This window comes from Paraburkholderia sp. A1BS-2L, from assembly GCF_051125205.1.
GTDB lineage: Bacteria > Pseudomonadota > Gammaproteobacteria > Burkholderiales > Burkholderiaceae > Paraburkholderia.
This window is the reverse complement of the sequence record NZ_CP120428.1, coordinates 2,784,625-2,808,615: the sequence shown is the minus strand read 5'-3', so window position 1 is coordinate 2,808,615 and position 23,991 is coordinate 2,784,625. Positions and strand designations below refer to the sequence as shown.

Here is a 23,991-nt window from a genome sequence, read left to right as displayed (position 1 = left end):
CTCAGGTCAGAAGATTGTGTGCCGCGACAGCCTTGGCGGCGTCGAGCAGCGAGGCAACTATACCATCCGACTCAATTTTTTGTACAGGCTGACCGTGGTTGTAGCCGTACGGCACCGTGAGCGTGGCCATGCCCGCCGCGCGGCCCGCAAGCGCATCGTTCTCCGAATCGCCGATAGCGACCGCCGCCTGGGGCGCCACGCTCAGACGCTCGCACGCCGTGAACATGGGCAGCGGATCGGGCTTTTTCCTGGGCAGGCTGTCGCCGCCTAGCACGACCTCGAAGTACTGCGCGAGGCCGTATTGCTCGAGCAGCTCCACGGCGAAGCGGTGCGGCTTGTTGGTCACGCACGCGAGCTTGATGCCCGCGTCGCGCAGCGCGGCAAGACCCGCTTCCACGTCCGGATAGAGCCGCGTGTGGCGGCCGTTGATCTTTGCGTACTCGTCCTGGTAGAGCGCGAGCGCCTCGTCGAAGCGCGCTTCGACGTGGTCGGCATGAAAGCGCGGCGCGAGCACGCTGCGGATCAGATGCTCCGAGCCCTTGCCCACGTAGCCCATCACTTCCTCGCGCGTGGTTTCCTCGGCATCGAGTTGCGCGAGCATGCCGTTCAGGCCCGCCGCGAAATCGTCGGCGGTGTCGACCATGGTGCCGTCGAGGTCGATCAGCGCCGCTTCGATGCGCGGCGCCTTGAAGTGGATCGTCGGCGCGTTCATTGCGCGTTGCCGGCGCTCACGCTTGCAAGCTGCGCGCGCATCTGGTCGATCACGGCCTTGTAGTCGGGCTTGCCGAAGATCGCCGAGCCGGCCACGAACGCATCCGCGCCCGCCGCCGCGATTTCGGCGATGTTCTCGACTTTCACGCCGCCGTCGACTTCGAGATGAATCTCGCGGCCCGTGCGCGCGGTATAGGCATCGATTTTCGCGCGCGCCTCGCGCAGCTTGTTGAGCGCCTCGGGAATGAACGATTGGCCGCCGAAGCCCGGGTTCACCGACATGATGAGGATGAGGTCGAGCTTGTCCATCACGTGATCGAGGTAGTTCAGCGGCGTGGCCGGGTTGAACACGAGGCCGGCCTTGCAGCCATGGTCGCGGATCAGCGAGAGCGTGCGGTCGATGTGGTCCGAGCCTTCCGGATGGAAGCTGATCAGGTTCGCCCCGGCCTTGGCGAAGTCGGGCACGATGCGGTCGACCGGGCGCACCATCAGATGCACGTCGATGGGCACGTTCACGTGCGGACGGATCGCCTCGCACACGAGCGGGCCGATGGTGAGGTTCGGCACGTAATGGTTGTCCATTACGTCGAAGTGGATCCAGTCGGCGCCGGCTTCGACGACGTTGCGGACTTCCTCGCCAAGACGCGCGAAGTCGGCGGAGAGGATGCTGGGGGCGATGCGGAATTGCGTCATGGCGGCAATCGGAAAACTGGCGGAAAAACCGTATTTTACCGTCAGGCACAGGGGCCGTTGGTCGCAGCGCGCGTAGTTTTGATGGCGTTTCCCTTGCCGCTGGCCGCCTCGTTGGCCGTCCGGCCAAGGCGGACCTCGCGGCGCGGGCGGTGGCCCGTGCAGCGCGTAGCGGGTTGCGGGTGCTGCCTGCATCAAGCAGAATGCACCTCCATACGGCCCGCTTGACGGGACCCGCGCCCGGAGGCGCCGAGGGCGCTTTCACAACGATGGCAATGCGCGCTGCGCACGGCCGACGACCGTAATACCGGCCCACGCGGCCCGGCACCTGGAACAAGGATGAGCCAGTACGAATTCAGCGTGACCTCGCAGGTGCGCTATCTGCCCGAAGAGTCGGACCCGGAGCGCCGGCAATATGCCTTCGCGTACACGCTGACCATACGCAATACCGGACAGGTGAGCGCACAACTCATCGCGCGGCACTGGGTCATCACCGACAGTGAAAATCAGGTGCAGGAAGTGAAGGGGCTCGGCGTCGTCGGGCATCAGCCGCTGCTGAAGCCGGGCGAGCACTTCGAATACACGAGCTGGGCGGTGATTGCGACGCCGGTGGGCACCATGCGCGGGGATTACTTCTGCGTGGCGGAGGACGGCGAGCGCTTCGAAGCGCCCGTGTCCGAGTTCATCCTGCGCATGCCGCGCACGCTGCACTGAACCTCTCCTTGAACCGTTATCCGTAACCCGTTATCCGTATCGGCTAGTCCCGCGAATCGTGCGGGGCGCGCTTCTTTCTGCCCGATGCGGTCCACATTACGATGAAAATCAACAGGAATAGCGCGAGCAGCGCCTCCAGCCCAAATATGAGCATCGGGTATTCGTCGAGCAGATCTGACATGGTGGCATCCATCGAAAGCAATGATTTTAGGCGGCAGGCGAGACTCGAGCGGGCTCTTGGCAGAGCGTCCGCGTTGGCGTCAGATTGTGCGCCAGAATCCGCGCGCCGGTCTGGCGTGATGTCGGGATTAACGGCCGCACGCGAACGGGCCCGCCGTTTTTTCGCGATTCGTGTGAAAGGCGGGGCGACTCGGCTCGAGGTGCGATCCGGTGGCCGGTTTTGCGGCTGGCTGGGTGCGCTTTCTCTCGCTGCACTGCTCGCGGCGTGCGGCGGCCCGAGCTACGTGAGCACCACGGCGCCCAAGGGCACGCCGACGCTGCCCGGGCAGATCGCGGCCGCGCGCCTCACGGCGGTGGCCTGGCAGCAGGTGCCGGGCTGGCAGGACGATTCGTTGATCGGCGCCGCGGCAGCGCTGCGCCAGAACTGCACGCGCCTCGGGCGTGAGCCGCGCTGGCAGCGCGCCTGTGCGGCGGCCTCGCAGCTGGACGATCTCGACGCCGCCAGTGCCCGCCTGTTCTTCGAAACGTACTTCACACCCTATCAATTCGCCAACAACGACGGCACGCTCGACGGCCTGGTGACCGGCTACTACGAGCCGTTGCTGCACGGCTCGCGCACGCGCCACGGCGTCTATCAGACGGCGCTGTATCGCTGGCCCGCCGGCTATCGCGCGGGCGCCGCGCTGCCGGCGCGCGCGCAATTGGAGCGCACGGGCATTCTCAACGGCAACGAGCTCGTCTGGGTCGACGATCCCATCGAAGCGTTCTTCCTGCAGGTGCAAGGGTCGGGTCGCATCGTCATGGAAGATGGCAGTGTGATGCGCGTGGGCTTTGGCGGCACCAACAATCAGCCCTACAAGTCGATCGGCCGCTGGCTGCTCGATCGCGGCGAGCTCACGCCCGCGCAGGCTACCATGCAGGGCATCAAGGCGTGGGCGCGCGCGAACCCGACGCGCGTGGACGCGCTGCTCGACACCAACCCGCGCTTCGTGTTCTTCCGCGAAATGCCGTCCAACGAAGGCGCGCCGCACGGCGGCGCCGACGGCCCGATTGGCGCGCTGGGCGTGCCCCTCACGCCGGAGCGCTCGATTGCGGTCGACCCGGCGTCGATCCCACTCGGCACGCCGGTCTTTCTGCAGACTACCCGCCCGCTCACGAACACGCCGCTCAACCGGCTCGTGTTCGCGCAGGATACCGGCACGGCCATCAAGGGCGGCGTGCGCGCCGACTACTTCTGGGGCCTTGGCGACGATGCCGGCGATCTGGCCGGCAAGATGAAGCAGGACGGCCGCATGTGGCTGCTGTTCCCGAACTCGTAGGCCGAACCCGTGAGCATCCCGCACGAAGCACAAACGTGAAAAAGCCGGCGATCTGAGCAGACGCCGGCTTTTTCGTTTCCCTGCCTGGGGGCGGCCTGTTTCGGCTGCTTACTTCGGCCGCTTGTCGATCACGCGCCTGGCCTTGCCAACGGAGCGCTCGATGCCGTTCACTTCCAGCACATTCACCTTCGCGGTCACGCCGATCAGCGATTTGATGTCGTACGCAAGCTGCTTGCTCGCAGCGTCGAGCGCGCCATAGTCGGGTGCGGTTTCGGGGCACGGCTCGCAATTGAGCGTCATCACGTCCATCGGACCTTCCTTGGTCAGAACGATCTGATAGTGCGGCGCCAGCGCATGCTGCTTGAGCAGCAGTTCCTCGATTTGCGTCGGGAACACGTTTACGCCGCGGATGATGAGCATGTCGTCCGAGCGGCCCGTGATCTTTTCCATGCGGCGCATGGTGCGCGCCGTGCCTGGCAACAGTCGCGTGAGGTCGCGCGTGCGATAGCGGATGATGGGCAGCGCCTCTTTCGTGAGCGAAGTGAAGACCAGTTCGCCGAACTCGCCGTCGGGCAGTACTTCGCCGGTATCGGGGTCGATGATCTCGGGGTAAAAGTGATCTTCCCAGATCGTCGGGCCGTCCTTGGTCTCCGCGCACTCGGAGGCCACGCCGGGTCCCATCACTTCGGATAGACCGTAGATGTCGACGGCCGTGATGCCCATGCGCTGTTCGATGGCGGCGCGCATGTCGTTGGTCCATGGTTCCGCGCCGAAAATGCCGATGCGCAGCGAGCATGTGGCCGGATCAATGCCTTGCCGCTCCATTTCGTCGGCGATGGCGAGCATGTAGCTCGGCGTGACCATGATGATGTCAGGGCGGAAGTCCTGAATCAGCTGGACCTGCTTTTCGGTCTGGCCGCCGCCGAACGGAATCACCGTGAGTCCTGCGCGCTCCGCGCCGTAGTGTGCGCCGAGACCGCCCGTGAAGAGGCCGTAGCCATAGCTGATGTGTACCTTGTCGCCGCGCCGCGCGCCTGCCGCGCGCACCGAGCGCGCGACCAGGTTGGCCCAGGTGTCGATGTCGCGCGCCGTGTAGGCCACGACTGTCGGCTTGCCTGTCGTGCCCGACGACGCATGAATGCGCGAGATCTGGTCCTGCGGCACAGCGAACATCCCGAACGGATAGCTGTCGCGCAAGTCCTTCTTTGTCGTGAACGGGAAGCGCGCGAGGTCGGCGAGCGACTTCAGGTCGGACGGATGCACGCCGGCTTCGTCGAACTTGCGCCGGTACACGGGCGAATGCTCGTACGCGTGGTTGAGCGACCATTTCAGCCGTTCGAGCTGAAGCGCCGCGAGTTCGTCGCGGCTGGCCGTTTCAATGGGCTCGAGCGGCAGCGGGGTAGTCATCGATGTCTCCTCAAACTTCGCAAATGGAATTCGGTTCGTGCGTTTGTGCAGATACAGGCGCGCTGTGTTACCCGGCGGCGGGAATCACGTTGCCGCGAATCTGGGCGGACTTGCCTCTGAACATGGCGACGGTTTCGCCTGCGCGGTTCGTTACGCGGATGTCGTAAATGCCGTTGCGCCCGGAAAGCACCTGCTCGACGGCTTCGGCGGTGAGCACGTCGTCGGGTTGGACCGGGCGCAGGAACTCGATCGAGCAACCCGCGGCGACGGTGTTCACGTTGTAGGTATTGCAGGCGAACGCGAAGGTCGAGTCCGCGAGCGTGAAGATCAGGCCGCCGTGACAGATCTGATGGCCATTGAGGAACTCGAGACGCACGGCCATGCGCAAGCGTGCGTAGCCCGCGCGCACTTCGAGCAGTTCCATGCCGAGCGCCCGGCTGCAGCCGTCGGCCGCGTACATGGCTTGCGCGGTGGCGCGGGCGAGTTCGTCGGGCGTCATGTCGGCGAGCGCAGCGGTTTGCGGGGATGTCGATGCATTCATGTCAACGACCCTCGAAGCGCGGCGCGCGTTTCTCGATGAAGGCTTGCACGCCCTCGGCGTAGTCATGCGACGCGCCCAGTTCGCGCTGCAGATCGCGCTCGAGATCGAGTTGCGCATCGAGCGTGTTCGTGGCCGAAGCGCGCAACGCTTCGCGTGTGGCGACGACGGCGCGCGTGGGCTGCTTCGCGAGATGCGCGGCAAGCGTCGCGGCGGTCGCTGCGAGTTCGGTGTCGTCCGTTACTTGCCAGACGAGGCCCCAGTTTTCGGCCTTTTCGGCGCTGAGCTTGTCGCCCGTCATGGCGAGGCCGAGCGCGCGCGCCATGCCCACGCGTTTGGGCAGGAACCACGTGCCGCCCGAGTCGGGCACGAGGCCGATCTTCACGAACGCCTGAATGAAGCTGGCGGAGCGCGCGGCGAGCACGAGATCGCAAGCGAAGGCGAGATTCGCGCCCGCGCCGGCGGCGGTGCCGTTGACGGCCGCAATGACGGGCATCGGCAGTGTCTGGATGCGCCTTATCAACGGGTTGAAATGTTCTTCGATGAGCGCGCCGAGGTCGGTCATCGCGCCTGGCGTGAAATCGAGGTCGGCGAGATCCTGGCCTGCGCAGAAGCCGCGGCCCGCGCCGGTCAGCACGAGCGCGCGCGCGCCGGCGGCGGTGACTTCGTCGAGCGCCGCCGCGAGTTCGCGTTGCATGGCGCGAGTGAAGCTGTTGAGCTTGTCCGGTCGGTTCAGCGTGATCGTGGCCACGCGCGTGGATGTGTCGATTTCGACGCGGATTGCTTCGTAGGGCATTGGTTGTCTCCTTGTCGACCAGAGTTGGCGCTTTAGCGCCTTACTCTGGTCCCACGCCAAGCTGGCTCCTTCTCTACTCGGGCCGCCGCGCGCGTTGCCCGGCGGGTGGCTGCGCTGGCTTTCAGCGCGCTGCTCAGACGCGCTCGATCGCCAGTGCAATGCCCTGGCCAACGCCGATGCACATCGTGCAAAGCGCGTAGCGCCCCTGGGTGCGTTCAAGTTGATGCAGCGCAGTTGTGACGAGCCGCGCACCCGAAGCGCCGAGCGGATGGCCCAGCGCAATCGCACCGCCGTTCGGGTTCACGCGTGGATCGTCGTCGGCGACGCCGAGCGCGCGCAGCACTGCGAGGCCTTGCGACGCGAATGCTTCGTTGAGTTCGATCACGTCGAACTGGTCGAGCGTCATGCCCAGTTGCTTGAGCAGCTTTTGCGTGGCGGGCGCGGGGCCGAAGCCCATGATGCGCGGCGCGACGCCGGCCGTCGCCATGCCGAGCACGCGCGCGCGGCGGCGCAGGCTGTACTGGTTTGCGGCTTCTTCATTTGCGAGCAGCAGGGCGCAGGCGCCGTCGTTGACGCCCGATGCGTTGCCGGCCGTGACCGTGCCGTCGGGTTTCACCACGCCCTTGAGCTTGCCGAGCGCTTCGAGCGATGTTTCGCGCGGATGCTCGTCGAGCGTCACGCGCACCGGATCGCCTTTCTTCTGCGCGATCTCGACGGCGACGATTTCCTGCGCGAGCGTGCCGTCTTTCTGCGCCCGAGCGGCTTTCTGCTGACTGCGCAGCGCGAATGCGTCCTGATCGGCGCGGCTGATGTTGAACTCGACCGCGACGTTTTCCGCCGTTTCTGGCATCGAATCGATGCCATATTGCTGCTTCATCAGCTTGTTCACGAAACGCCAGCCGATGGTGGTGTCGTAGATGGCGGCATCGCGCGAGAAGGCCGATGCGGCCTTGCCCATTACGAACGGCGCGCGCGTCATGCTTTCCACGCCGCCCGCGATCATCAGCCGCGCTTCTCCGGCCTTGATGGCGCGCGCCGCGCTACCGACTGCGTCGAGGCCCGAGCCGCACAGGCGGTTGAGCGTGCCGCCGGGCACAACCGTAGGCAGGCCCGCGAGCAGCGCGGCCATGCGGGCGACATTGCGGTTGTCTTCGCCGGCCTGGTTGGCGCAGCCGTAAAGCACGTCGTCGATGGCGTTCCAGTCCACGCCGGGATTGCGCTCGACTAGCGCGCGAATGGGTACGGCGGCGAGGTCGTCGGCGCGTACGTCTTTCAGGGCGCCGCCGTAGCGGCCAAACGGAGTGCGAATCGCGTCGCAGATATAGGCTTCGGTCATCTCGGATTCCTGCGGCATGAGCGTGGAAGTGCGCTCATGCCTTGCATGCTAGAGGGACGGGGAGTGAGGCGCTATTCGGCCAAACCGCATAAGTCGTTTAGCCGACTGCAACCGGAGCCGCTTTCGGTTCAACATGGACGCGGCTTTGAACCACTCGGAAACGGTTCGCCACGAATGCGGCGTCGGAAAGTGCCGCGTTCGCGGCCGGGTTTGCGCCGGTGCCGTGAAAATCCGAGAAAGCCGCGGATTGATTTACGAACACGCCGCCCGTCAGGTTGATCGAGAGCGCCACGCCGCCGGTGATCGCGGCTTCGTGGGCGGCTTCGATCACGGCGTCATCGGTGCTGTACACCGAGAGCGTGAGCGCGCCATGGTCGCGTGCGGTCGTGCCGGCCAGTTCGAGCGATTGCGCGGTCGAATCGGTGGCGATCACGAACGAGATCGGGCCGAACCATTCGCGCGTGAACGAGGCGGCGTCGCGCGCGGCGTCGAGCGCGAGCACGAGCGGCGTGCGTACGCGCGCGCCGGCGAATTGCGGGTGCTCGAGCGTCTGGCTGTCGGCGAGCACGGTGCCCAGCTTGCGCGCTTCGTCGATGCGCGCCGTGACCCCTTCGTTCTGGATGGCGCCGAGCACTTCCACGGCGCGGGCGGGATCGGCCACGAACTTCTGCACGGCGCCCGCGATCGCCTGCGCGATGGTTTCGAAGCTCAGATTGCCTTCGGCGGTCTGAATGCCGGTGCGCGGCACATAGATGTTCTGCGGCGCCGTGCACATCTGGCCCGAATAGAGCGAGAGCGAGAACGCAATGTTGCGCGCGGCGGCCTTCAGGTCGGTCACGGAATCGATCACGATCTGGTTCACACCGGCCTTTTCGGTGTAAACCTGCGCCTGGTGCGCGTGCTGTTCGAGCCAGTCGCCGTTCTGCGTGCTGCCGGTGAAGTCGATCAGCTTGATTTCGGGGCGCAGGGCGAGTTGTTGAACGAGCGCGCCGTCGTTGGGATCGGTTGCGAGCAGCGTGACCACGTTCGGATCGAAACCGGCTTCGCGCAGCACTTCGCGCGCAATGCGCACGGTGACGGCAAGCGGCAGGATCGCACCCGGATGCGGCTTGACGATCACCGTATTGCCCGTCGCCAGATCGGCGAACAGACCAGGATAGCCGTTCCAGGTTGGGAACGTGCAGCAGCCGAGCACGAGACCGGTGCCGCGCGGCACGACGGTAAAGCGCTTTTGCATCGCAAGCGGCGGGTTCTTGCCTTGCGGCTTTTCCCAATGCGCGTCGGCGGGAATGCGGCGCAACTGGTCCCAGGCGTAGGTAACGGCTTCGAGCGCGCGGTCCTGAGCATGCGGGCCGCCCGCCTGGAAGGCCATCATGAACGCCTGGCCAGTCGTGTGCATCACGCTGAAGGCGATTTCGAAGCTCGCGCGGTTCAGGCGATCCAGAATTTCGAGGCTCACGCCCGCCCATGCCTGAGGGCCGGCGGCGCGCCATTCGCGCTGCGCCTTTTGCGCGGCTGCGATCAGTTGATCGGGCGTCGACTTCGGGTAACGGGCGCCAAGCGCGAAACCGAACGGCGAGGTCTCGCTGCCCACGGTTTCACCGGTGCCCGGTTGGTCGAGTTCGAAGGTGCGATTGAGATGAGCCTTGAATGCGGCTTCTCCGTCTGCGGCGGCAGATTCCCCGTACACTTTGGGGCTCGGCATTTCGGCGAACGGACTCCAGTAGCCGCGCGTCTCGATGGCGGCAAGCGCTTTTTGCAGCACGGCTTCGTGCTTGGCGAACAACGGATGTGTCATGGCGCAACGTTGATTGAGAGGTTGGAGGAGGTCCGTGCCAATTAATTGACCGACCGGTTGGTTGGCGAATGTTAGCATTAGTCAAACTTCGGCGTGAAAAATTTTTTTAGGGACTTTTCTTTGATGGAAGGAGGGCGTATGGGGTACGAAAACATCCTGGTCGAAACGCGCGGCAAAGTCGGCCTGATCACATTGAACCGCCCGAAGGCGCTCAACGCACTGAACGATGCGTTGATGGACGAAGTCGGCGCAGCGCTCAAGGCGTTCGACGCCGATGAGGGGGTTGGCGCAATCGTCATTACCGGCAGCGAGAAGGCGTTCGCGGCGGGGGCTGACATCGGCATGATGGCGAGCTACAGCTTCATGGATGTCTACAAGGGCGACTACATTACGCGCAATTGGGAGACGATCCGCTCGATCCGCAAGCCGGTCATTGCGGCTGTTGCGGGCTTTGCACTGGGCGGTGGCTGTGAACTGGCGATGATGTGCGACATCATCTTTGCGGCGGACACTGCAAAGTTTGGGCAGCCTGAAATCAAGTTGGGCGTGATTCCTGGCGCGGGCGGTACGCAACGTCTACCGCGTGCGGTATCGAAGGCCAAAGCGATGGATTTGTGCCTGACCGCCCGCATGATGGATGCAGCGGAAGCTGAGCGTGCGGGGTTGGTGTCTCGTGTGATTCCTGCAGCGGACCTCCTGAACGAGGCGCTCGCTGCAGCCGCTACCATTAGCGAGTACTCGCTGCCTGCCGTCATGATGGTCAAGGAGGCGGTGAATCGTGCATACGAAACCACGCTCGCGGAGGGGGTGCACTTCGAGCGCCGCATGTTCCACTCGCTTTTTGCGACCGAGGATCAGAAGGAAGGGATGGCGGCCTTCGTGGAAAAGCGCAAGCCCGTGTTCACGAACAAGTAAGTCACACAAGTAACTCACGATCTGGTGACTGTCATTGGCCGCGAGCCAGTGGCGGTCGTTGGCGGCGGGGGAAATTTTCGCCCGCCTCTTGCGGAGCGGCCTTGGGCGCGCTAAGATTCGCCCCCTTCGCCCGCTGAAGTCCGGCAGCGAAGCCTGCCGCGAGAAACGGCGGGGCGTGAAGTCATCAGTTTTTAAACGGCGACGTTAAAAAAGATGTTGACGAAACGCGGAAGAGTCTGCATAATCTCATTTCTCTGCTGCTGACGCAGCAACGCAGAAAGCGCCGGGTAGTTCGAAGTGGTTCCGGTGTCTTGTGCGACGCGATCTTTAAAAATTTACAGCCGATAAGTGTGGGCGCTTGATGGGTTTCGTGACCTGGTGATTCTTTCGGGGATGACCGGGAGTAGCGAAAGTATCAAGAGTCTCACACAAAAGTAAGTCAGGTTTTTGAATTTATTCAGAACCTGTCAGCTTTGAGTGAGCGACCGGTTCTTGACTGAACCGAAAACAGTAACAGGTATTGAACTGAAGAGTTTGATCCTGGCTCAGATTGAACGCTGGCGGCATGCCTTACACATGCAAGTCGAACGGCAGCACGGGTGCTTGCACCTGGTGGCGAGTGGCGAACGGGTGAGTAATACATCGGAACATGTCCAGTAGTGGGGGATAGCCCGGCGAAAGCCGGATTAATACCGCATACGATCTTAGGATGAAAGCGGGGGATCGCAAGACCTCGCGCTATTGGGGTGGCCGATGGCGGATTAGCTAGTTGGTGGGGTAAAGGCTCACCAAGGCGACGATCCGTAGCTGGTCTGAGAGGACGACCAGCCACACTGGGACTGAGACACGGCCCAGACTCCTACGGGAGGCAGCAGTGGGGAATTTTGGACAATGGGCGCAAGCCTGATCCAGCAATGCCGCGTGTGTGAAGAAGGCCTTCGGGTTGTAAAGCACTTTTGTCCGGAAAGAAAACCTCTGGGTTAATACCCCGGGGGGATGACGGTACCGGAAGAATAAGCACCGGCTAACTACGTGCCAGCAGCCGCGGTAATACGTAGGGTGCAAGCGTTAATCGGAATTACTGGGCGTAAAGCGTGCGCAGGCGGTGATGCAAGACCGATGTGAAATCCCCGGGCTTAACCTGGGAACTGCATTGGTGACTGCATCGCTAGAGTATGGCAGAGGGGGGTAGAATTCCACGTGTAGCAGTGAAATGCGTAGAGATGTGGAGGAATACCGATGGCGAAGGCAGCCCCCTGGGCCAATACTGACGCTCATGCACGAAAGCGTGGGGAGCAAACAGGATTAGATACCCTGGTAGTCCACGCCCTAAACGATGTCAACTGGTTGTCGGGCCTTCATTGGCTTGGTAACGTAGCTAACGCGTGAAGTTGACCGCCTGGGGAGTACGGTCGCAAGATTAAAACTCAAAGGAATTGACGGGGACCCGCACAAGCGGTGGATGATGTGGATTAATTCGATGCAACGCGAAAAACCTTACCTACCCTTGACATGGACGGAATCCTGGTGAGAGCCGGGAGTGCCCGAAAGGGAGCCGTCACACAGGTGCTGCATGGCTGTCGTCAGCTCGTGTCGTGAGATGTTGGGTTAAGTCCCGCAACGAGCGCAACCCTTGTCCCCAGTTGCTACGCAAGAGCACTCCGGGGAGACTGCCGGTGACAAACCGGAGGAAGGTGGGGATGACGTCAAGTCCTCATGGCCCTTATGGGTAGGGCTTCACACGTCATACAATGGTCGGAACAGAGGGTTGCCAAGCCGCGAGGTGGAGCCAATCCCAGAAAACCGATCGTAGTCCGGATCGCAGTCTGCAACTCGACTGCGTGAAGCTGGAATCGCTAGTAATCGCGGATCAGCATGCCGCGGTGAATACGTTCCCGGGTCTTGTACACACCGCCCGTCACACCATGGGAGTGGGTTTTGCCAGAAGTGGCTAGTCTAACCGCAAGGAGGACGGTCACCACGGCAGGATTCATGACTGGGGTGAAGTCGTAACAAGGTAGCCGTATCGGAAGGTGCGGCTGGATCACCTCCTTTCCAGAGCTCATTGCGAAGTTCATTGAAGCGCTCACACTTGTCGGCTGTAGAAAAGACAGACTCAGGGGTCTGTAGCTCAGTCGGTTAGAGCACCGTCTTGATAAGGCGGGGGTCGATGGTTCGAATCCATCCAGACCCACCAATTTGTCTGCGCGGTGGCTGACTGGTAACCCCCTTGAGTATGCATGACTGGGGGATTAGCTCAGCTGGGAGAGCACCTGCTTTGCAAGCAGGGGGTCGTCGGTTCGATCCCGTCATCCTCCACCAATCCCTAATGCACAGCATCCTGCAGGAGCAGTTAAATGCAGGGAGTTTTGCATTGGCGATTGAGCCAGTCAGAGCGGTATGTGAAAACGTATCGGCTGTCGTTCTTTAACAATCAGGAAGAAGTAGTAAAGAGATTTATCTGAAACACACTTAGAGATGGGTGTGGAGTAGGTGAATCAGGGTTGTGATTGTATCGATGTATTTTTAAGTTCCTCGAAAGAGGGCTTTGGAATACGGCACAACGCGAAAACTCAGCCTGTAGCGAGTGAGTCGAGAGACGCACCCGTTATAGGGTCAAGCGAACAAGTGCATGTGGTGGATGCCTTGGCGATCACAGGCGATGAAGGACGCGGTAGCCTGCGAAAAGCTCCGGGGAGCTGGCAAACAAGCTTTGATCCGGAGATGTCCGAATGGGGAAACCCACTCCGAATGGAGTATCCGTGACTGAATACATAGGTCACGTGAAGCGAACGCGGCGAACTGAAACATCTAAGTAGCCGCAGGAAAAGAAATCAACCGAGATTCCCAGAGTAGTGGCGAGCGAAATGGGATCAGCCTGCATTCTTTATCTGTACCGTTAGTCGAACGCTCTGGAAAGTGCGGCCATAGCAGGTGATAGCCCTGTAGACGAAAACGGAATGGAAGAACTAGGGATGCGACAAGTAGGGCGGGACACGTGAAATCCTGTCTGAAGATGGGGGGACCATCCTCCAAGGCTAAATACTCGTGATCGACCGATAGTGAACCAGTACCGTGAGGGAAAGGCGAAAAGAACCCCGGGAGGGGAGTGAAACAGATCCTGAAACCGCATGCATACAAACAGTCGGAGCCTCGCAAGGGGTGACGGCGTACCTTTTGTATAATGGGTCAGCGACTTACATTCAGTGGCAAGCTTAACCGAATAGGGCAGGCGTAGCGAAAGCGAGTCCGAACAGGGCGATTAGTCGCTGGGTGTAGACCCGAAACCAGGTGATCTATCCATGGCCAGGTTGAAGGCACGGTAACACGTGCTGGAGGACCGAACCCACTAACGTTGAAAAGTTAGGGGATGAGCTGTGGATAGGGGTGAAAGGCTAAACAAACCTGGAAATAGCTGGTTCTCTCCGAAAACTATTTAGGTAGTGCCTCGTGTATCACCTTCGGGGGTAGAGCACTGTCATGGTTGATGGGTCCATTGCGGATTACGTCGCCATAGCAAACTCCGAATACCGAAGAGTGCAATCACGGGAGACAGACATCGGGTGCTAACGTCCGGTGTCAAGAGGGAAACAACCCAGACCGCCAGCTAAGGTCCCCAAATATGGCTAAGTGGGAAACGAAGTGGGAAGGCTAAAACAGTCAGGAGGTTGGCTTAGAAGCAGCCACCCTTTAAAGAAAGCGTAATAGCTCACTGATCGAGTCGTCCTGCGCGGAAGATGTAACGGGGCTAAGCCATATACCGAAGCTGCGGATGCACATTTATGTGCATGGTAGGAGAGCGTTCTGTAAGCCTGCGAAGGTGCACTGGAAAGTGTGCTGGAGGTATCAGAAGTGCGAATGCTGACATGAGTAGCGATAAAGGGGGTGAAAGGCCCCCTCGCCGTAAGCCCAAGGTTTCCTACGCAACGTTCATCGGCGTAGGGTGAGTCGGCCCCTAAGGCGAGGCAGAAATGCGTAGCTGATGGGAAGCAGGTCAATATTCCTGCACTAGTGTTGAATGCGATGGGGGGACGGATCGCGGAAGGTTGTCCGGGTGTTGGAAGTCCCGGTCGCTGCATTGGAGAAGGCGCTTTGGCAAATCCGGGCGCGTAATTCAAGGGTGTGGCGCGAGCTTCTTCGGAAGCGAAGCAACTGGAAGGGGTTCCAGGAAAAGCCTCTAAGCTTCAGTTCAACATTAACCGTACCGCAAACCGACACAGGTGGGCGAGATGAGTATTCTAAGGCGCTTGAGAGAACTCGGGAGAAGGAACTCGGCAAATTGGTACCGTAACTTCGGGATAAGGTACGCCCTGGTAGCTTGAGGAGCCTGCGCTCCGAGGGTGAAGGGGTTGCAATAAACTGGTGGCTGCGACTGTTTAATAAAAACACAGCACTCTGCAAACACGAAAGTGGACGTATAGGGTGTGACGCCTGCCCGGTGCCGGAAGATTAAATGATGGGGTGCAAGCTCTTGATTGAAGTCCCGGTAAACGGCGGCCGTAACTATAACGGTCCTAAGGTAGCGAAATTCCTTGTCGGGTAAGTTCCGACCTGCACGAATGGCGTAACGATGGCCACACTGTCTCCTCCCGAGACTCAGCGAAGTTGAAGTGTTTGTGATGATGCAATCTCCCCGCGGCTAGACGGAAAGACCCCATGAACCTTTACTGTAGCTTTGCATTGGACTTTGAACCGGTTTGTGTAGGATAGGTGGGAGGCTGTGAAGTGTGGACGCCAGTCTGCATGGAGCCGTCCTTGAAATACCACCCTGATCTGTTTGAGGTTCTAACCTTGGCCCGTGATCCGGGTCGGGGACAGTGCATGGTAGGCAGTTTGACTGGGGCGGTCTCCTCCCAAAGTGTAACGGAGGAGTACGAAGGTACGCTAGGTACGGTCGGAAATCGTGCTGATAGTGCAATGGCATAAGCGTGCTTGACTGCGAGACTGACAAGTCGAGCAGGTGCGAAAGCAGGTCATAGTGATCCGGTGGTTCTGTATGGAAGGGCCATCGCTCAACGGATAAAAGGTACTCTGGGGATAACAGGCTGATACCGCCCAAGAGTTCATATCGACGGCGGTGTTTGGCACCTCGATGTCGGCTCATCTCATCCTGGGGCTGTAGCCGGTCCCAAGGGTATGGCTGTTCGCCATTTAAAGAGGTACGTGAGCTGGGTTTAAAACGTCGTGAGACAGTTTGGTCCCTATCTGCCGTGGGCGCTGGAAGTTTGAGGGGGCCTGCTCCTAGTACGAGAGGACCGGAGTGGACGAACCTCTGGTGTACCGGTTGTCACGCCAGTGGCATTGCCGGGTAGCTATGTTCGGAAGAGATAACCGCTGAAAGCATCTAAGCGGGAAACTCGCCTCAAGATGAGACTTCCCCGGGGACTAGATCCCCTTGAAGGGTCGTTCGAGACCAGGACGTTGATAGGTCAGGTGTGGAAGCGCAGTAATGCGTTAAGCTAACTGATACTAATTGCCCGTAAGGCTTGATCCTATAACAGGTGTGTCTTCCTCCCGGTGTGGAGTGAAGGACGCGCAGGTTGAGAGATCGGTGTTGTGCCAGAAACAACACAACCCCAAGAAACAGCACCTCTTTACGCTTCTTCCCGATTGGCTGTGGCGCCAGGTTCACCCAAACCCGTGCGACGCAGCAACCCGTCATGCCTGATGACCATAGCGAGCTGGTCCCACCCCTTCCCATCCCGAACAGGACCGTGAAACAGCTCCACGCCGATGATAGTGCGGATTGCCCGTGTGAAAGTAGGTAATCGTCAGGCTCCTCATGCAGTATGTCCAGAACCCCGGTGGCTCCGAATGAGCGCCGGGGTTCTGGCGTTTGCGTGCGTGGAAATACGCAGCCAAACCCACAAGTCTCGCACATAACAAAAAGCCGACCCGTGAACCTCGCAGGCCGGCTTTTTCGTTGAAGCCGCCGCGAATCCCTACTTCTGGGCCAAAAATTTCGTCGCGAGATGTACCCAGTACGATGCGCCAACCGGTAGCAACTGATCGTTGAAGTCGTAGCTGGCATTGTGCAGCATGCATGGTCCCGCGCCGTGGCCCGCGTCGCGGTGCCCGCCGTCACCGTTGCCAAGGAACGCGTAGCAGCCCGGTTTCTCCAGCAACATGAACGAGAAGTCCTCGGCGCCCATGGTGGGCTCGATACCGTCGTCTACGCGATCGGGGCCCACGACTTCCTTCATTACCTGCGCGGCGAATTGCGCCTCTGCGCTGCTGTTCACCGTCGGTGGATAGTTGCGATGGAACGTGACGTCGACCGTACACTCGTAGGCCTCTGCCGTGCTCTCCGCTATCTTGCGTAGACGGGTCTCGATAAGGTCGAGTGTTTCCGTTGTGAAGGTGCGTGCCGTCCCCGCAATCCATGCCGTGTTCGGCACCACATTCACGGCATCGCCGGCGTGAATCTGCGTAATCGATAGTACTGCTGTATCGATCGGCTTCTTGTTGCGCGTGATGATGCTTTGCAGTCCATTGGCAATTTGCACCGCAGTGAAGACCGGATCACGTCCGTTGTGCGGCAGCGCGGCATGCGATCCCACGCCTTTGATTTCGATGCGAAACTCGTTGCTGGACGCCATGATCGGCCCCTCGGTCACGCCGAAGTATCCCGCCGGCATGCCAGGCCAGTTGTGTATGCCGAACACGGCGTCCACGGGAAAGCGCGTGAACAGCCCATCGTCGATCATGGCTTTCGCACCCGCACCGCCTTCCTCCGCGGGTTGGAAGATGAACACGATGGTGCCGTCGAATTGACCGTGCTTTGCGAGATGTTGCGCTGCACCGAGCAGCATCGCCGTGTGGCCGTCGTGGCCGCACGCATGCATCTTCCCTTCGTTGTGAGAGCGATGCTCGAATGTGTTCAACTCTTGAATGGGCAGAGCGTCCATATCGGCGCGCAGGCCAATGGATCGTGCGCCGCTGCCTCTTTTTAGCACGCCGACAACCCCCGTTTTGCCCAGCCCCCGATGCACCTCGATTCCCCATTCGGCAAGCTTCGATGCAACCAGCTCGGCCGTTTGGGTTTCTTCGTAGCGCAGTTCCGGGTGGGCGTGGATCGCTCGTCGTAGGCCCTGGATTTCGCCTTGGGCGGCCTGGATTTCCGGGATCAGTTTCATGGCGGACAGTGCTCGGGAAAGTGGGCGCCCACGCTCTCAATTCGAGGCGGGCCTGGACGGACCATTCTACGCCGAACCTTTTTTTTCGCGGCAACCGCCCGGGTGTGCGCAGGTTACGCGTGCCGGACATAATAAAATTGCGGTATCGACCTTACCTCCCATCGACGGATTCCTCATGAACGCCCGAGCCGAATTTGCCCGCGCAGTCTGTCCCCACGACTGCCCCGACACCTGCGCGATGCGCGTGACCGTCGAGAACGGCAAGGCCATCAAGGTGAGCGGCGACCCCGATCATCCGCCGACGCAAGGAGTGCTCTGCACGAAAGTGACCCGTTACGCCGAACGTGTGCATCACCCGAAGCGCCTCACGCAACCGATGAAGCGCGTCGGTCGCAAGGGCGAAGGGCGCTTCGAGCCGATCAGCTGGGACGAGGCATGCGCGATCGCCGCCGCCCGGCTTGGTGAAATTGCGCAGCGCGCGCCCGAAGCGATCCTGCCGTATAGCTATGCAGGAACGATGGGCCTCGTTCAGGGCGACAGTATTGCACAGCGCTTTTTCCACAAGGTCGGGGCGTCGCGGCTCGATCGCACGATCTGTGCAGCGGCGGGCGCAGCGGGTCTGCGCTACACGTATGGATCGAGCTTGGGCATGCTCACCGAGCATTTCGCCGAGAGCGAAGTGATCCTGATCTGGGGCGCGAATCCGATCGCCTCGAACCTGCATTTCTGGACGCGCGCGCAGGAAGCCAAACGCAATGGCGCGAAGCTGATCGCGATCGACCCGTATCGTTCGCTCACGGCGGAGAAGTGCCACCAGCACATCGCGCTGAAGCCCGGCACCGACGGTGCGCTCGCGCTCGGCATGATGCACGTGCTGATCATGGAAGACCGTCTCGATCACGACTACATCGCAGCGCATACGCATGGCTTCGAACAACTGAAGGCGCGCGCACTTGGCTATACGCCTGCGCGTGTCGCTCAGATCTGCGGCATCGAGGAGCAGACCGTCATCGATCTCGCACGCCTCTACGCTTCTACGCGCAAGGCGGCGATCCGCATGAATTATGGTCTTCAGCGCGTGCGTGGCGGCGGCAACGCGGTACGTGCCATCGCGTGTCTGCCGGCGCTGACTGGCGCATGGCGCGAGCGGGCGGGAGGCATGCTGCTGTCGTCGTCGGGTTGGGCGCCGATCGATGCAAATGCGCTGCAGCGTCCCGATCTGATTCCTGGCTGGCCCAAGCATCAGCCGCGCGTCATTAACATGAACCAGATCGGCGACGCGCTCACCCATGCGGGCGACACAGCGTTCGGTCCGAAGATCGAGGCGATCGTCGTGTATAACTCGAACCCGGTGGCGGTCGCGCCGGACTCGACGAAAGTCGCTGCCGGCTTTGCGCGCGAAGATCTGTTCACGATCGTGCTCGAGCAATTCCAGACCGACACGGCCGACTATGCCGACTTGCTGTTGCCCGCCACGACCCAGCTCGAGCACCTCGACATTCATAAGTCCTACGGCCATACGTATGTGATGGCCAATCTGCCGGCTATCGCACCGGTGGGTGAGGCGCGTCCGAACACTGAGATCTTCCGCTCGATTGCGCGCGCAATGGGCCTGAGCGAACCGGCGCTTTTCGAGAGCGACGAGGAAGTGGCCGCGCGCGCGTTCGACTGGAGCGATCCCGCGCTCGCCGGCGCCAATTGGGCGAGGCTCAAGCAGGATGGCTGGATGAAGCTGAATATCACCGATGCGCCGTTTGCCAACGGCGGCTTTCGCACGCCCACGGGCAAGTGCGAGTTCTACAGCGAGGCGCTCGCGAAGGCCGGCCTCGATCCAGTGCCCGACTACCTGCCGCCGTACGAATCGGCGGACGGCGCGCCCGAGTTGGCCGCCCGCTATCCGCTCGCGATGATCTCGCCGCCCGCTCGTAACTTTCTCAACAGTACCTTCGTGAATGTCGAGAGCTTGCGGGCGACAGAAGGCGAGCCGCACCTCGATCTCCATCCCACCGACGCCGCCCGACGCGCCATCGCCGACGGCGACCAGGTGCGTATCTTCAACGACCGTGGGTCGATGCAAGCGCGTGCTCGTGTTTCCGACCGTGCGCGCGAAGGCCTCGTGGTGGGGCTGTCGATCTGGTGGAAGAAGCTTGCACCGGACGGCCGCAACGCAAACGAAGTGACGAGCCAGGCGCTCACCGATCTGGGCGGCTCGGCCACGTTTTATGACTGCCTCGTGGAAGTCGAACGCGTGTAAACCCTGAAAAAATACCGCCTAAAAAGCGCTCGCAGTAGTTCGAGGGGACTTTCTAACTCGCTGATTCGAGGAAGAAAAACGCCTGCTGCATGCTACGATCAGCGTTTTAGCACGACCATTCGAAAATATTCAGGAGGAGACGCCGCATGGATAAAGTCTGGCTGAAATCATACCCACCCGGCGTACCCGCGGAAATCGACGCCAGCCAATATGCGTCCATTACGGCGCTGCTCACGGAGAGCTTCAACGCCAACCGCTCGAAGCCCGCGTTCGCGTGCATGGGCAAGTCGATCACGTACGGCCAGCTCGACGAACTTTCGACGCGGCTCGCCGCATGGCTTCAGTCGCGGGGTATCGCGCCCGGCGCGCGCATCGCGATCATGATGCCCAACGTGCTGCAGTACCCGATCGTGCTGGCCGCCATCCTGCGCGCAGGCTATGTCGTCGTGAACGTGAATCCACTCTACACGCCGCGTGAGCTGGAGCATCAACTCAAGGACAGCGGCGCCGAAGCCATCGTCATCCTCGAGAATTTCGCGGTCACGCTGCAGGCGGTCGTCGCCCGGACGCGCGTCAAGCACATCGTGGTGGCGTCGATGGGCGATCTGCTCGGCGCGGCGAAGGGCTTCATCGTGAACTACGTCGTGCGCAACGTGAAGAAGATGGTGCCTGCCTGGAGCCTGCCGGGTCATGTGAGCTTCAACGACGCGCTCTCGGCCGGCGCGCGCATCACGTTCAAGCCTGTCGAGCAGAAGCCCGAAGACATCGCGTTCCTCCAGTACACGGGCGGCACGACCGGCGTGTCGAAAGGCGCTACGCTGCTGCATCGCAACCTCATCGCGAACGTGCTGCAATCGGCGGCGTGGACCGAGCCCGCGCTTGCGCGCCTGCCAGCCGGCACTCAGCCGGTGACGGTCGCGGCGCTGCCGCTTTATCACGTGTTCGCGCTTACTGTCTGCGGCCTGCTGACGATGCGCACGGGCGGCCTCGCCATACTGATCCCGAACCCGCGCGATATCGCGGGCATGATCAAGGAACTGCACGGCTATTCGATCACGACCTTCCCTGCGGTCAATACGCTCTACAACGCGATCCTCAATCACCCCGATTTCGACAAGCTCGACTTCTCGCATCTGCTGGTGGCCAACGGCGGCGGCATGGCGGTGCAGGAAGCCGTGGCGAAGCGCTGGTACGAGCGCACGCATACGCCGATCGTCGAAGGCTATGGCCTTTCGGAAACCTCGCCTTGCGTGACCTGCAATCCGACCAACGCGACCGAGTACACGGGCACGATCGGCTTGCCGATGCCGTCGACTGAAATCTCGATTCGCGATGACGATGGCAATGAGCTGCCCATCGGCGAAGCGGGCGAGATCTGCATTCGCGGTCCGCAGGTGATGGCGGGCTACTGGCAGCGCCCGGAAGAGACGGCCAAGGTCATGACCGCCGACGGCTTCTTCAAGTCCGGCGACGTGGGGGTGATGAGCGATCGCGGCTACGTGAAGCTCGTCGACCGCAAGAAGGACATGATTCTCGTGTCGGGCTTCAACGTCTATCCGAACGAAATCGAAGATGTGGTGGCCAAGCTGCCGGGCGTGTTCGAAGTGGCGGCAGTGGGGGTGCCCGACGCAAATTCCGGTGAGGCAGTGAAGCTCTATATCGTGAAGAAGGACCCGGCGCTTACCGACAAGGACGTCTTCGAGTACTGCAAGGCGCAGCTCACCGGATACAAGCGACCGAAATCCATCGAGTTCCGCACTGACCTGCCCAAGAGTAACGTCGGCAAGATTTTGCGGCGCGAGTTGCGCGACGCGCGCGTGTAATCTCTCTGCCGACTGAGCGGCACTGAAGGGCCTGCCCGCGAGGGCGGGCCCTTTTCTGTTGGCGGGCCGGCAAGCATGCCGGGCGTAGGCCGCACCAAAGAAAAAAGGCGCCCGCAGGCGCCTTCGAGACTGAAACAGCTGTTCTTATTAGAACTTGTGACGGATACCGATGCGAGCCGTGAGCTGGTTGTTGTTGCTCGACGGGGTCAGGCCGTTGATCGAGGCAACGGCGTTGTGACCAGTCGAGTCCGTGCCCGTAGCGTGCTGGTACACGCCGACCACGTAGACGTCGGTACGCTTGGACAGGAAGTAGTCCGCGCCGAGTGCGTACTGGAAGTACTGAGCGCCGTCGTTCTTGGTGCCGTTCGCGTAGGTCACGCTGCCGCCGTCGGTCCAGTCGAACGCGAAGCCAGCCAGCAGGGCCGGCGTGAACTGGTACTTGAAGTTCGCTTCGACGTTGTTGAACGTGGCATTTTCGCCGCGCTGGTAAGCCGGGCCGGCCTTGACGATCGCAGCCGTCTGGAACGAGTCGAGGTTGCGGAAGCTGACGTTCGAGTACGTCAGGCCGAAGGTTGCTGCACCGAACGTATAAGCGCCGCCTGCACCGATCGACTGATAGGTGTTGGCCGACTGATAGCCGCCGTAGACGGGCGTGCTGACCGGCGCCTTGGCGTCGGTGGCCGAGCCGCCGTTGTTGAACAGGCCGCCGTTTGCTGCCGGCGTGCGTGCGTTCAGGTAACCGGCTGCCAGCACGAGCGGGCCGTTGCTGTAGTTCGCGCCGAGCGACCAGATCTGGTTGTGCGTGAAGTCGCCTGCGGTGTTGCCGAAGCTGTACGTACCCGTGAAGGTCAGGCCAGCGTAGTTGGCGCTGGTGTACTTGACGGTGTTGTTCGTACGGTAGGCGTTGTTGAAGTTGTCGAGGTCACCCGGGTGGGCGCCGATGTAACCGGCCCACTGGTCGCCGGCTTCGAGCGGACCCACGTTGTCGACGAGCGCGTCGTACTGGCGGCCCATCGTGACCCTGCCGTAACTATCGCTGCTCAAGCCGACATAGGCTTGACGACCGAACATCAGGCCGCCTTGGCCGAGTCCGCCGCTGTTCACGTCGAAGCCGTTTTCGAGCACGAAGACCGCTTTCAGGCCACCGCCGAGGTCTTCAGCACCACGCAGACCGAAGCGGCTGCCTTGCATCACACCGCTCGAGAGGTTGTACAGGTGCTTGCCACCCGCGTTCGTGTTGATGTTGAAATCTTCATCGATGATGCCGTACAGCGTGACGCTGCTTTGAGCGTGCGCCACGCCCGCAAACGCGCCCAGCGCAGCGAGCGCGAGAAGCGACTTCTTCATTGAATGATCTCCAGTGTTTTACGACTTTTATGCGTCTTGTCAGCGAGGCCGATTTATTGTCTAGCGGGGGGCCTGGCCATCCAACTTCGCGAGAAGTTGCCCGGTAATGTAGCAAACCGTTTATGCCCGACAAAGGAAAAGCCAGGCGGCACGTAAGTACCTGTTTCGTTTACACAACATGGTCTAAAATATGCGCCTGAAATCGGCTTTGCCCCGGATTGACGGCGCGAGGCGAGTTCCTGTAGTGATTTGGAACGTCCGGTCGGTCGGGTTTTTGCGCTTACGCTTTGCGGCCAGGCGCAGCGGTTTGCAGTAGATACGAAGGGAGGTTGGATGACGTTTGACGAATTGATTACCGAGTTCGATCGGGGGCTGCGCTCGATCACCGGAGTGTCGCGCATGTCGCGACCCATGCCGCAGCCGTCAGCCGATGCAGCCGCTCTTCCGGCCGCCGCCGCGGATTTGTCCGCGTCGCCCGCAGCGTCTGGCGAACTCACGCCCGTCGAGCGTGCTCATGCGGCCGGCCTCATGCGCGTGAATCACGTGGGCGAGGTGTGCGCCCAGGCGCTTTATCAGGCGCAAAAGCTTTCCGCTCGCTCCCCCACGCTCAAGGCTGCGTTCGAGCAGGCCGCGCGCGAGGAGGAAGACCACCTCGCGTGGACTGCGCGCCGCCTCGAAGCACTCGACTCGCGCCCGAGCCTGCTCAATCCGCTCTGGTACGCCGGAGCGTTGGCCATCGGCCTCGCGGCAGGACGTCTTGGCGACAAGATCAGCCTTGGCTTCATGGCCGAAACCGAGCGCCAGGTGGAGCATCATCTGGACAGCCATCTCGATGCGCTGCCGCCCGCCGATCTCGAATCGCGAGCGATCGTAGAGCAAATGCGCGCCGACGAGATCGCTCATGCGAAATCGGCCACGGATCTGGGCGGCGTTGATCTGCCGCTGCCTGTGCGCTCGCTGATGCGCGTGGTGTCGAAAATCATGACCCGCACGGCGTACTACGTTTGATATGCTCCAACGGGCCGGT

Annotated in this window: 16 protein-coding genes, 2 tRNA genes and 3 rRNA genes; 11 read left to right on the top strand and 10 right to left on the bottom strand. The window is 61.4% G+C overall.

Features of this window, described 5'->3' with window-relative positions; all coding sequences use genetic code 11:
- Nucleotide 1 precedes the first annotated feature (1 nt).
- Nucleotides 2–712, bottom strand: coding sequence for a phosphoglycolate phosphatase (locus P5W98_RS12745; RefSeq protein ID WP_421024835.1), 711 nt, complete (start codon nt 710–712; stop codon nt 2–4).
- Entirely contained in the window at nt 709–1,404 is a 696-nt protein-coding gene (gene rpe / locus P5W98_RS12740; RefSeq protein ID WP_421024834.1) for a ribulose-phosphate 3-epimerase, read from the bottom strand. Before rpe ends, P5W98_RS12745 begins: the two co-directional genes overlap by 4 nt.
- Nucleotides 1,405–1,740: 336 nt before the next feature.
- On the opposite strand from rpe, the gene apaG reads away from it, so the two are divergent.
- On the top strand, nt 1,741–2,115 hold the full coding sequence (apaG, locus tag P5W98_RS12735; protein ID WP_213299269.1) for a Co2+/Mg2+ efflux protein ApaG: 375 nt from the start codon (nt 1,741–1,743) through the stop codon (nt 2,113–2,115).
- Between the two features lie 43 nt (nt 2,116–2,158).
- Here the strand turns inward: apaG and P5W98_RS12730 are convergent, their stop codons facing one another.
- On the bottom strand, nt 2,159–2,296 hold the full coding sequence (locus P5W98_RS12730) for a hypothetical protein (RefSeq protein WP_035531736.1): 138 nt from the start codon (nt 2,294–2,296) through the stop codon (nt 2,159–2,161).
- Nucleotides 2,297–2,414: 118 nt separating this feature from the next.
- Here P5W98_RS12730 and mltA point away from each other — a divergent pair, with 118 nt between their 5' ends.
- Complete coding sequence (gene mltA, locus P5W98_RS12725; RefSeq protein WP_421024833.1) at nt 2,415–3,614, top strand: murein transglycosylase A; 1,200 nt, start codon at nt 2,415–2,417, stop codon at nt 3,612–3,614.
- Between the two features lie 108 nt (nt 3,615–3,722).
- On the opposite strand, the gene paaK is transcribed toward mltA, so the two are convergent.
- The 5 genes from paaK to paaN form a co-directional block, all read right to left on the bottom strand.
- Nucleotides 3,723–5,021 carry a phenylacetate--CoA ligase PaaK gene (paaK, locus tag P5W98_RS12720; RefSeq protein ID WP_421024832.1) on the bottom strand — a complete coding sequence of 433 codons (1,299 nt, stop codon included), beginning with the start codon at nt 5,019–5,021 and terminating at the stop codon, nt 3,723–3,725.
- Nucleotides 5,022–5,088: 67 nt separating this feature from the next.
- Nucleotides 5,089–5,562: a hydroxyphenylacetyl-CoA thioesterase PaaI gene (gene paaI / locus P5W98_RS12715; RefSeq protein ID WP_421024831.1), complete on the bottom strand. Its 474-nt coding sequence runs from the start codon at nt 5,560–5,562 to the stop codon at nt 5,089–5,091.
- Between the two features lies 1 nt (nt 5,563).
- Nucleotides 5,564–6,355, bottom strand: a complete 792-nt coding sequence (gene paaG, locus P5W98_RS12710; RefSeq protein ID WP_421024830.1) for a 2-(1,2-epoxy-1,2-dihydrophenyl)acetyl-CoA isomerase PaaG — start codon at nt 6,353–6,355, stop codon at nt 5,564–5,566.
- Between the two features lie 133 nt (nt 6,356–6,488).
- On the bottom strand, nt 6,489–7,691 hold the full coding sequence (gene pcaF, locus P5W98_RS12705) for a 3-oxoadipyl-CoA thiolase (RefSeq protein ID WP_421024829.1): 1,203 nt from the start codon (nt 7,689–7,691) through the stop codon (nt 6,489–6,491).
- Nucleotides 7,692–7,788: 97 nt separating this feature from the next.
- Nucleotides 7,789–9,489, bottom strand: a complete 1,701-nt coding sequence (paaN, locus tag P5W98_RS12700) for a phenylacetic acid degradation protein PaaN (RefSeq protein WP_421024828.1) — start codon at nt 9,487–9,489, stop codon at nt 7,789–7,791.
- A 138-nt stretch (nt 9,490–9,627) separates the two neighbouring features.
- On the opposite strand from paaN, the gene P5W98_RS12695 reads away from it, so the two are divergent.
- The 6 genes from P5W98_RS12695 (at nt 9,628) to rrf (ending at nt 16,181) form a co-directional block, all read left to right on the top strand.
- Nucleotides 9,628–10,404, top strand: coding sequence for an enoyl-CoA hydratase (locus P5W98_RS12695; RefSeq protein ID WP_421024827.1), 777 nt, complete (start codon nt 9,628–9,630; stop codon nt 10,402–10,404).
- A gap of 522 nt (nt 10,405–10,926) precedes the next feature.
- Nucleotides 10,927–12,459, top strand: a 16S ribosomal RNA gene (locus P5W98_RS12690).
- 65 nt (nt 12,460–12,524) lie between these two features.
- Nucleotides 12,525–12,601: transfer RNA gene (locus P5W98_RS12685), tRNA-Ile, on the top strand.
- 49 nt (nt 12,602–12,650) lie between these two features.
- Nucleotides 12,651–12,726, top strand: a tRNA-Ala gene (locus P5W98_RS12680).
- Nucleotides 12,727–13,018: 292 nt separating this feature from the next.
- Nucleotides 13,019–15,898: ribosomal RNA gene (locus tag P5W98_RS12675) — 23S ribosomal RNA — on the top strand.
- A 169-nt stretch (nt 15,899–16,067) separates the two neighbouring features.
- Nucleotides 16,068–16,181 (top strand): 5S ribosomal RNA (gene rrf / locus P5W98_RS12670).
- The 16S, 23S and 5S rRNA genes sit together here with 2 tRNA genes alongside, the layout of an rRNA operon.
- 165 nt (nt 16,182–16,346) lie before the next feature.
- Here rrf and P5W98_RS12665 read toward each other — a convergent pair.
- Entirely contained in the window at nt 16,347–17,540 is a 1,194-nt protein-coding gene (locus tag P5W98_RS12665; RefSeq protein WP_421024826.1) for a M20 aminoacylase family protein, read from the bottom strand.
- Between the two features lie 175 nt (nt 17,541–17,715).
- On the opposite strand from P5W98_RS12665, the gene P5W98_RS12660 reads away from it, so the two are divergent.
- Nucleotides 17,716–19,794 (top strand): molybdopterin-containing oxidoreductase family protein, encoded by a 2,079-nt coding sequence (locus P5W98_RS12660; protein ID WP_421024825.1) that lies wholly within the window; start codon nt 17,716–17,718, stop codon nt 19,792–19,794.
- A gap of 146 nt (nt 19,795–19,940) precedes the next feature.
- Nucleotides 19,941–21,617, top strand: coding sequence for a long-chain fatty acid--CoA ligase (locus P5W98_RS12655; protein WP_421024824.1), 1,677 nt, complete (start codon nt 19,941–19,943; stop codon nt 21,615–21,617).
- Nucleotides 21,618–21,764: 147 nt separating this feature from the next.
- Here P5W98_RS12655 and P5W98_RS12650 read toward each other — a convergent pair whose 3' ends face one another.
- Nucleotides 21,765–22,964 (bottom strand): porin, encoded by a 1,200-nt coding sequence (locus P5W98_RS12650; RefSeq protein WP_421024823.1) that lies wholly within the window; start codon nt 22,962–22,964, stop codon nt 21,765–21,767.
- Nucleotides 22,965–23,297: 333 nt separating this feature from the next.
- Between P5W98_RS12650 and coq7 the strand changes: the two genes are divergently transcribed.
- Nucleotides 23,298–23,972, top strand: coding sequence for a 2-polyprenyl-3-methyl-6-methoxy-1,4-benzoquinone monooxygenase (gene coq7 / locus P5W98_RS12645; RefSeq protein WP_421024822.1), 675 nt, complete (start codon nt 23,298–23,300; stop codon nt 23,970–23,972).
- Nucleotides 23,973–23,991: the final 19 nt, after the last annotated feature.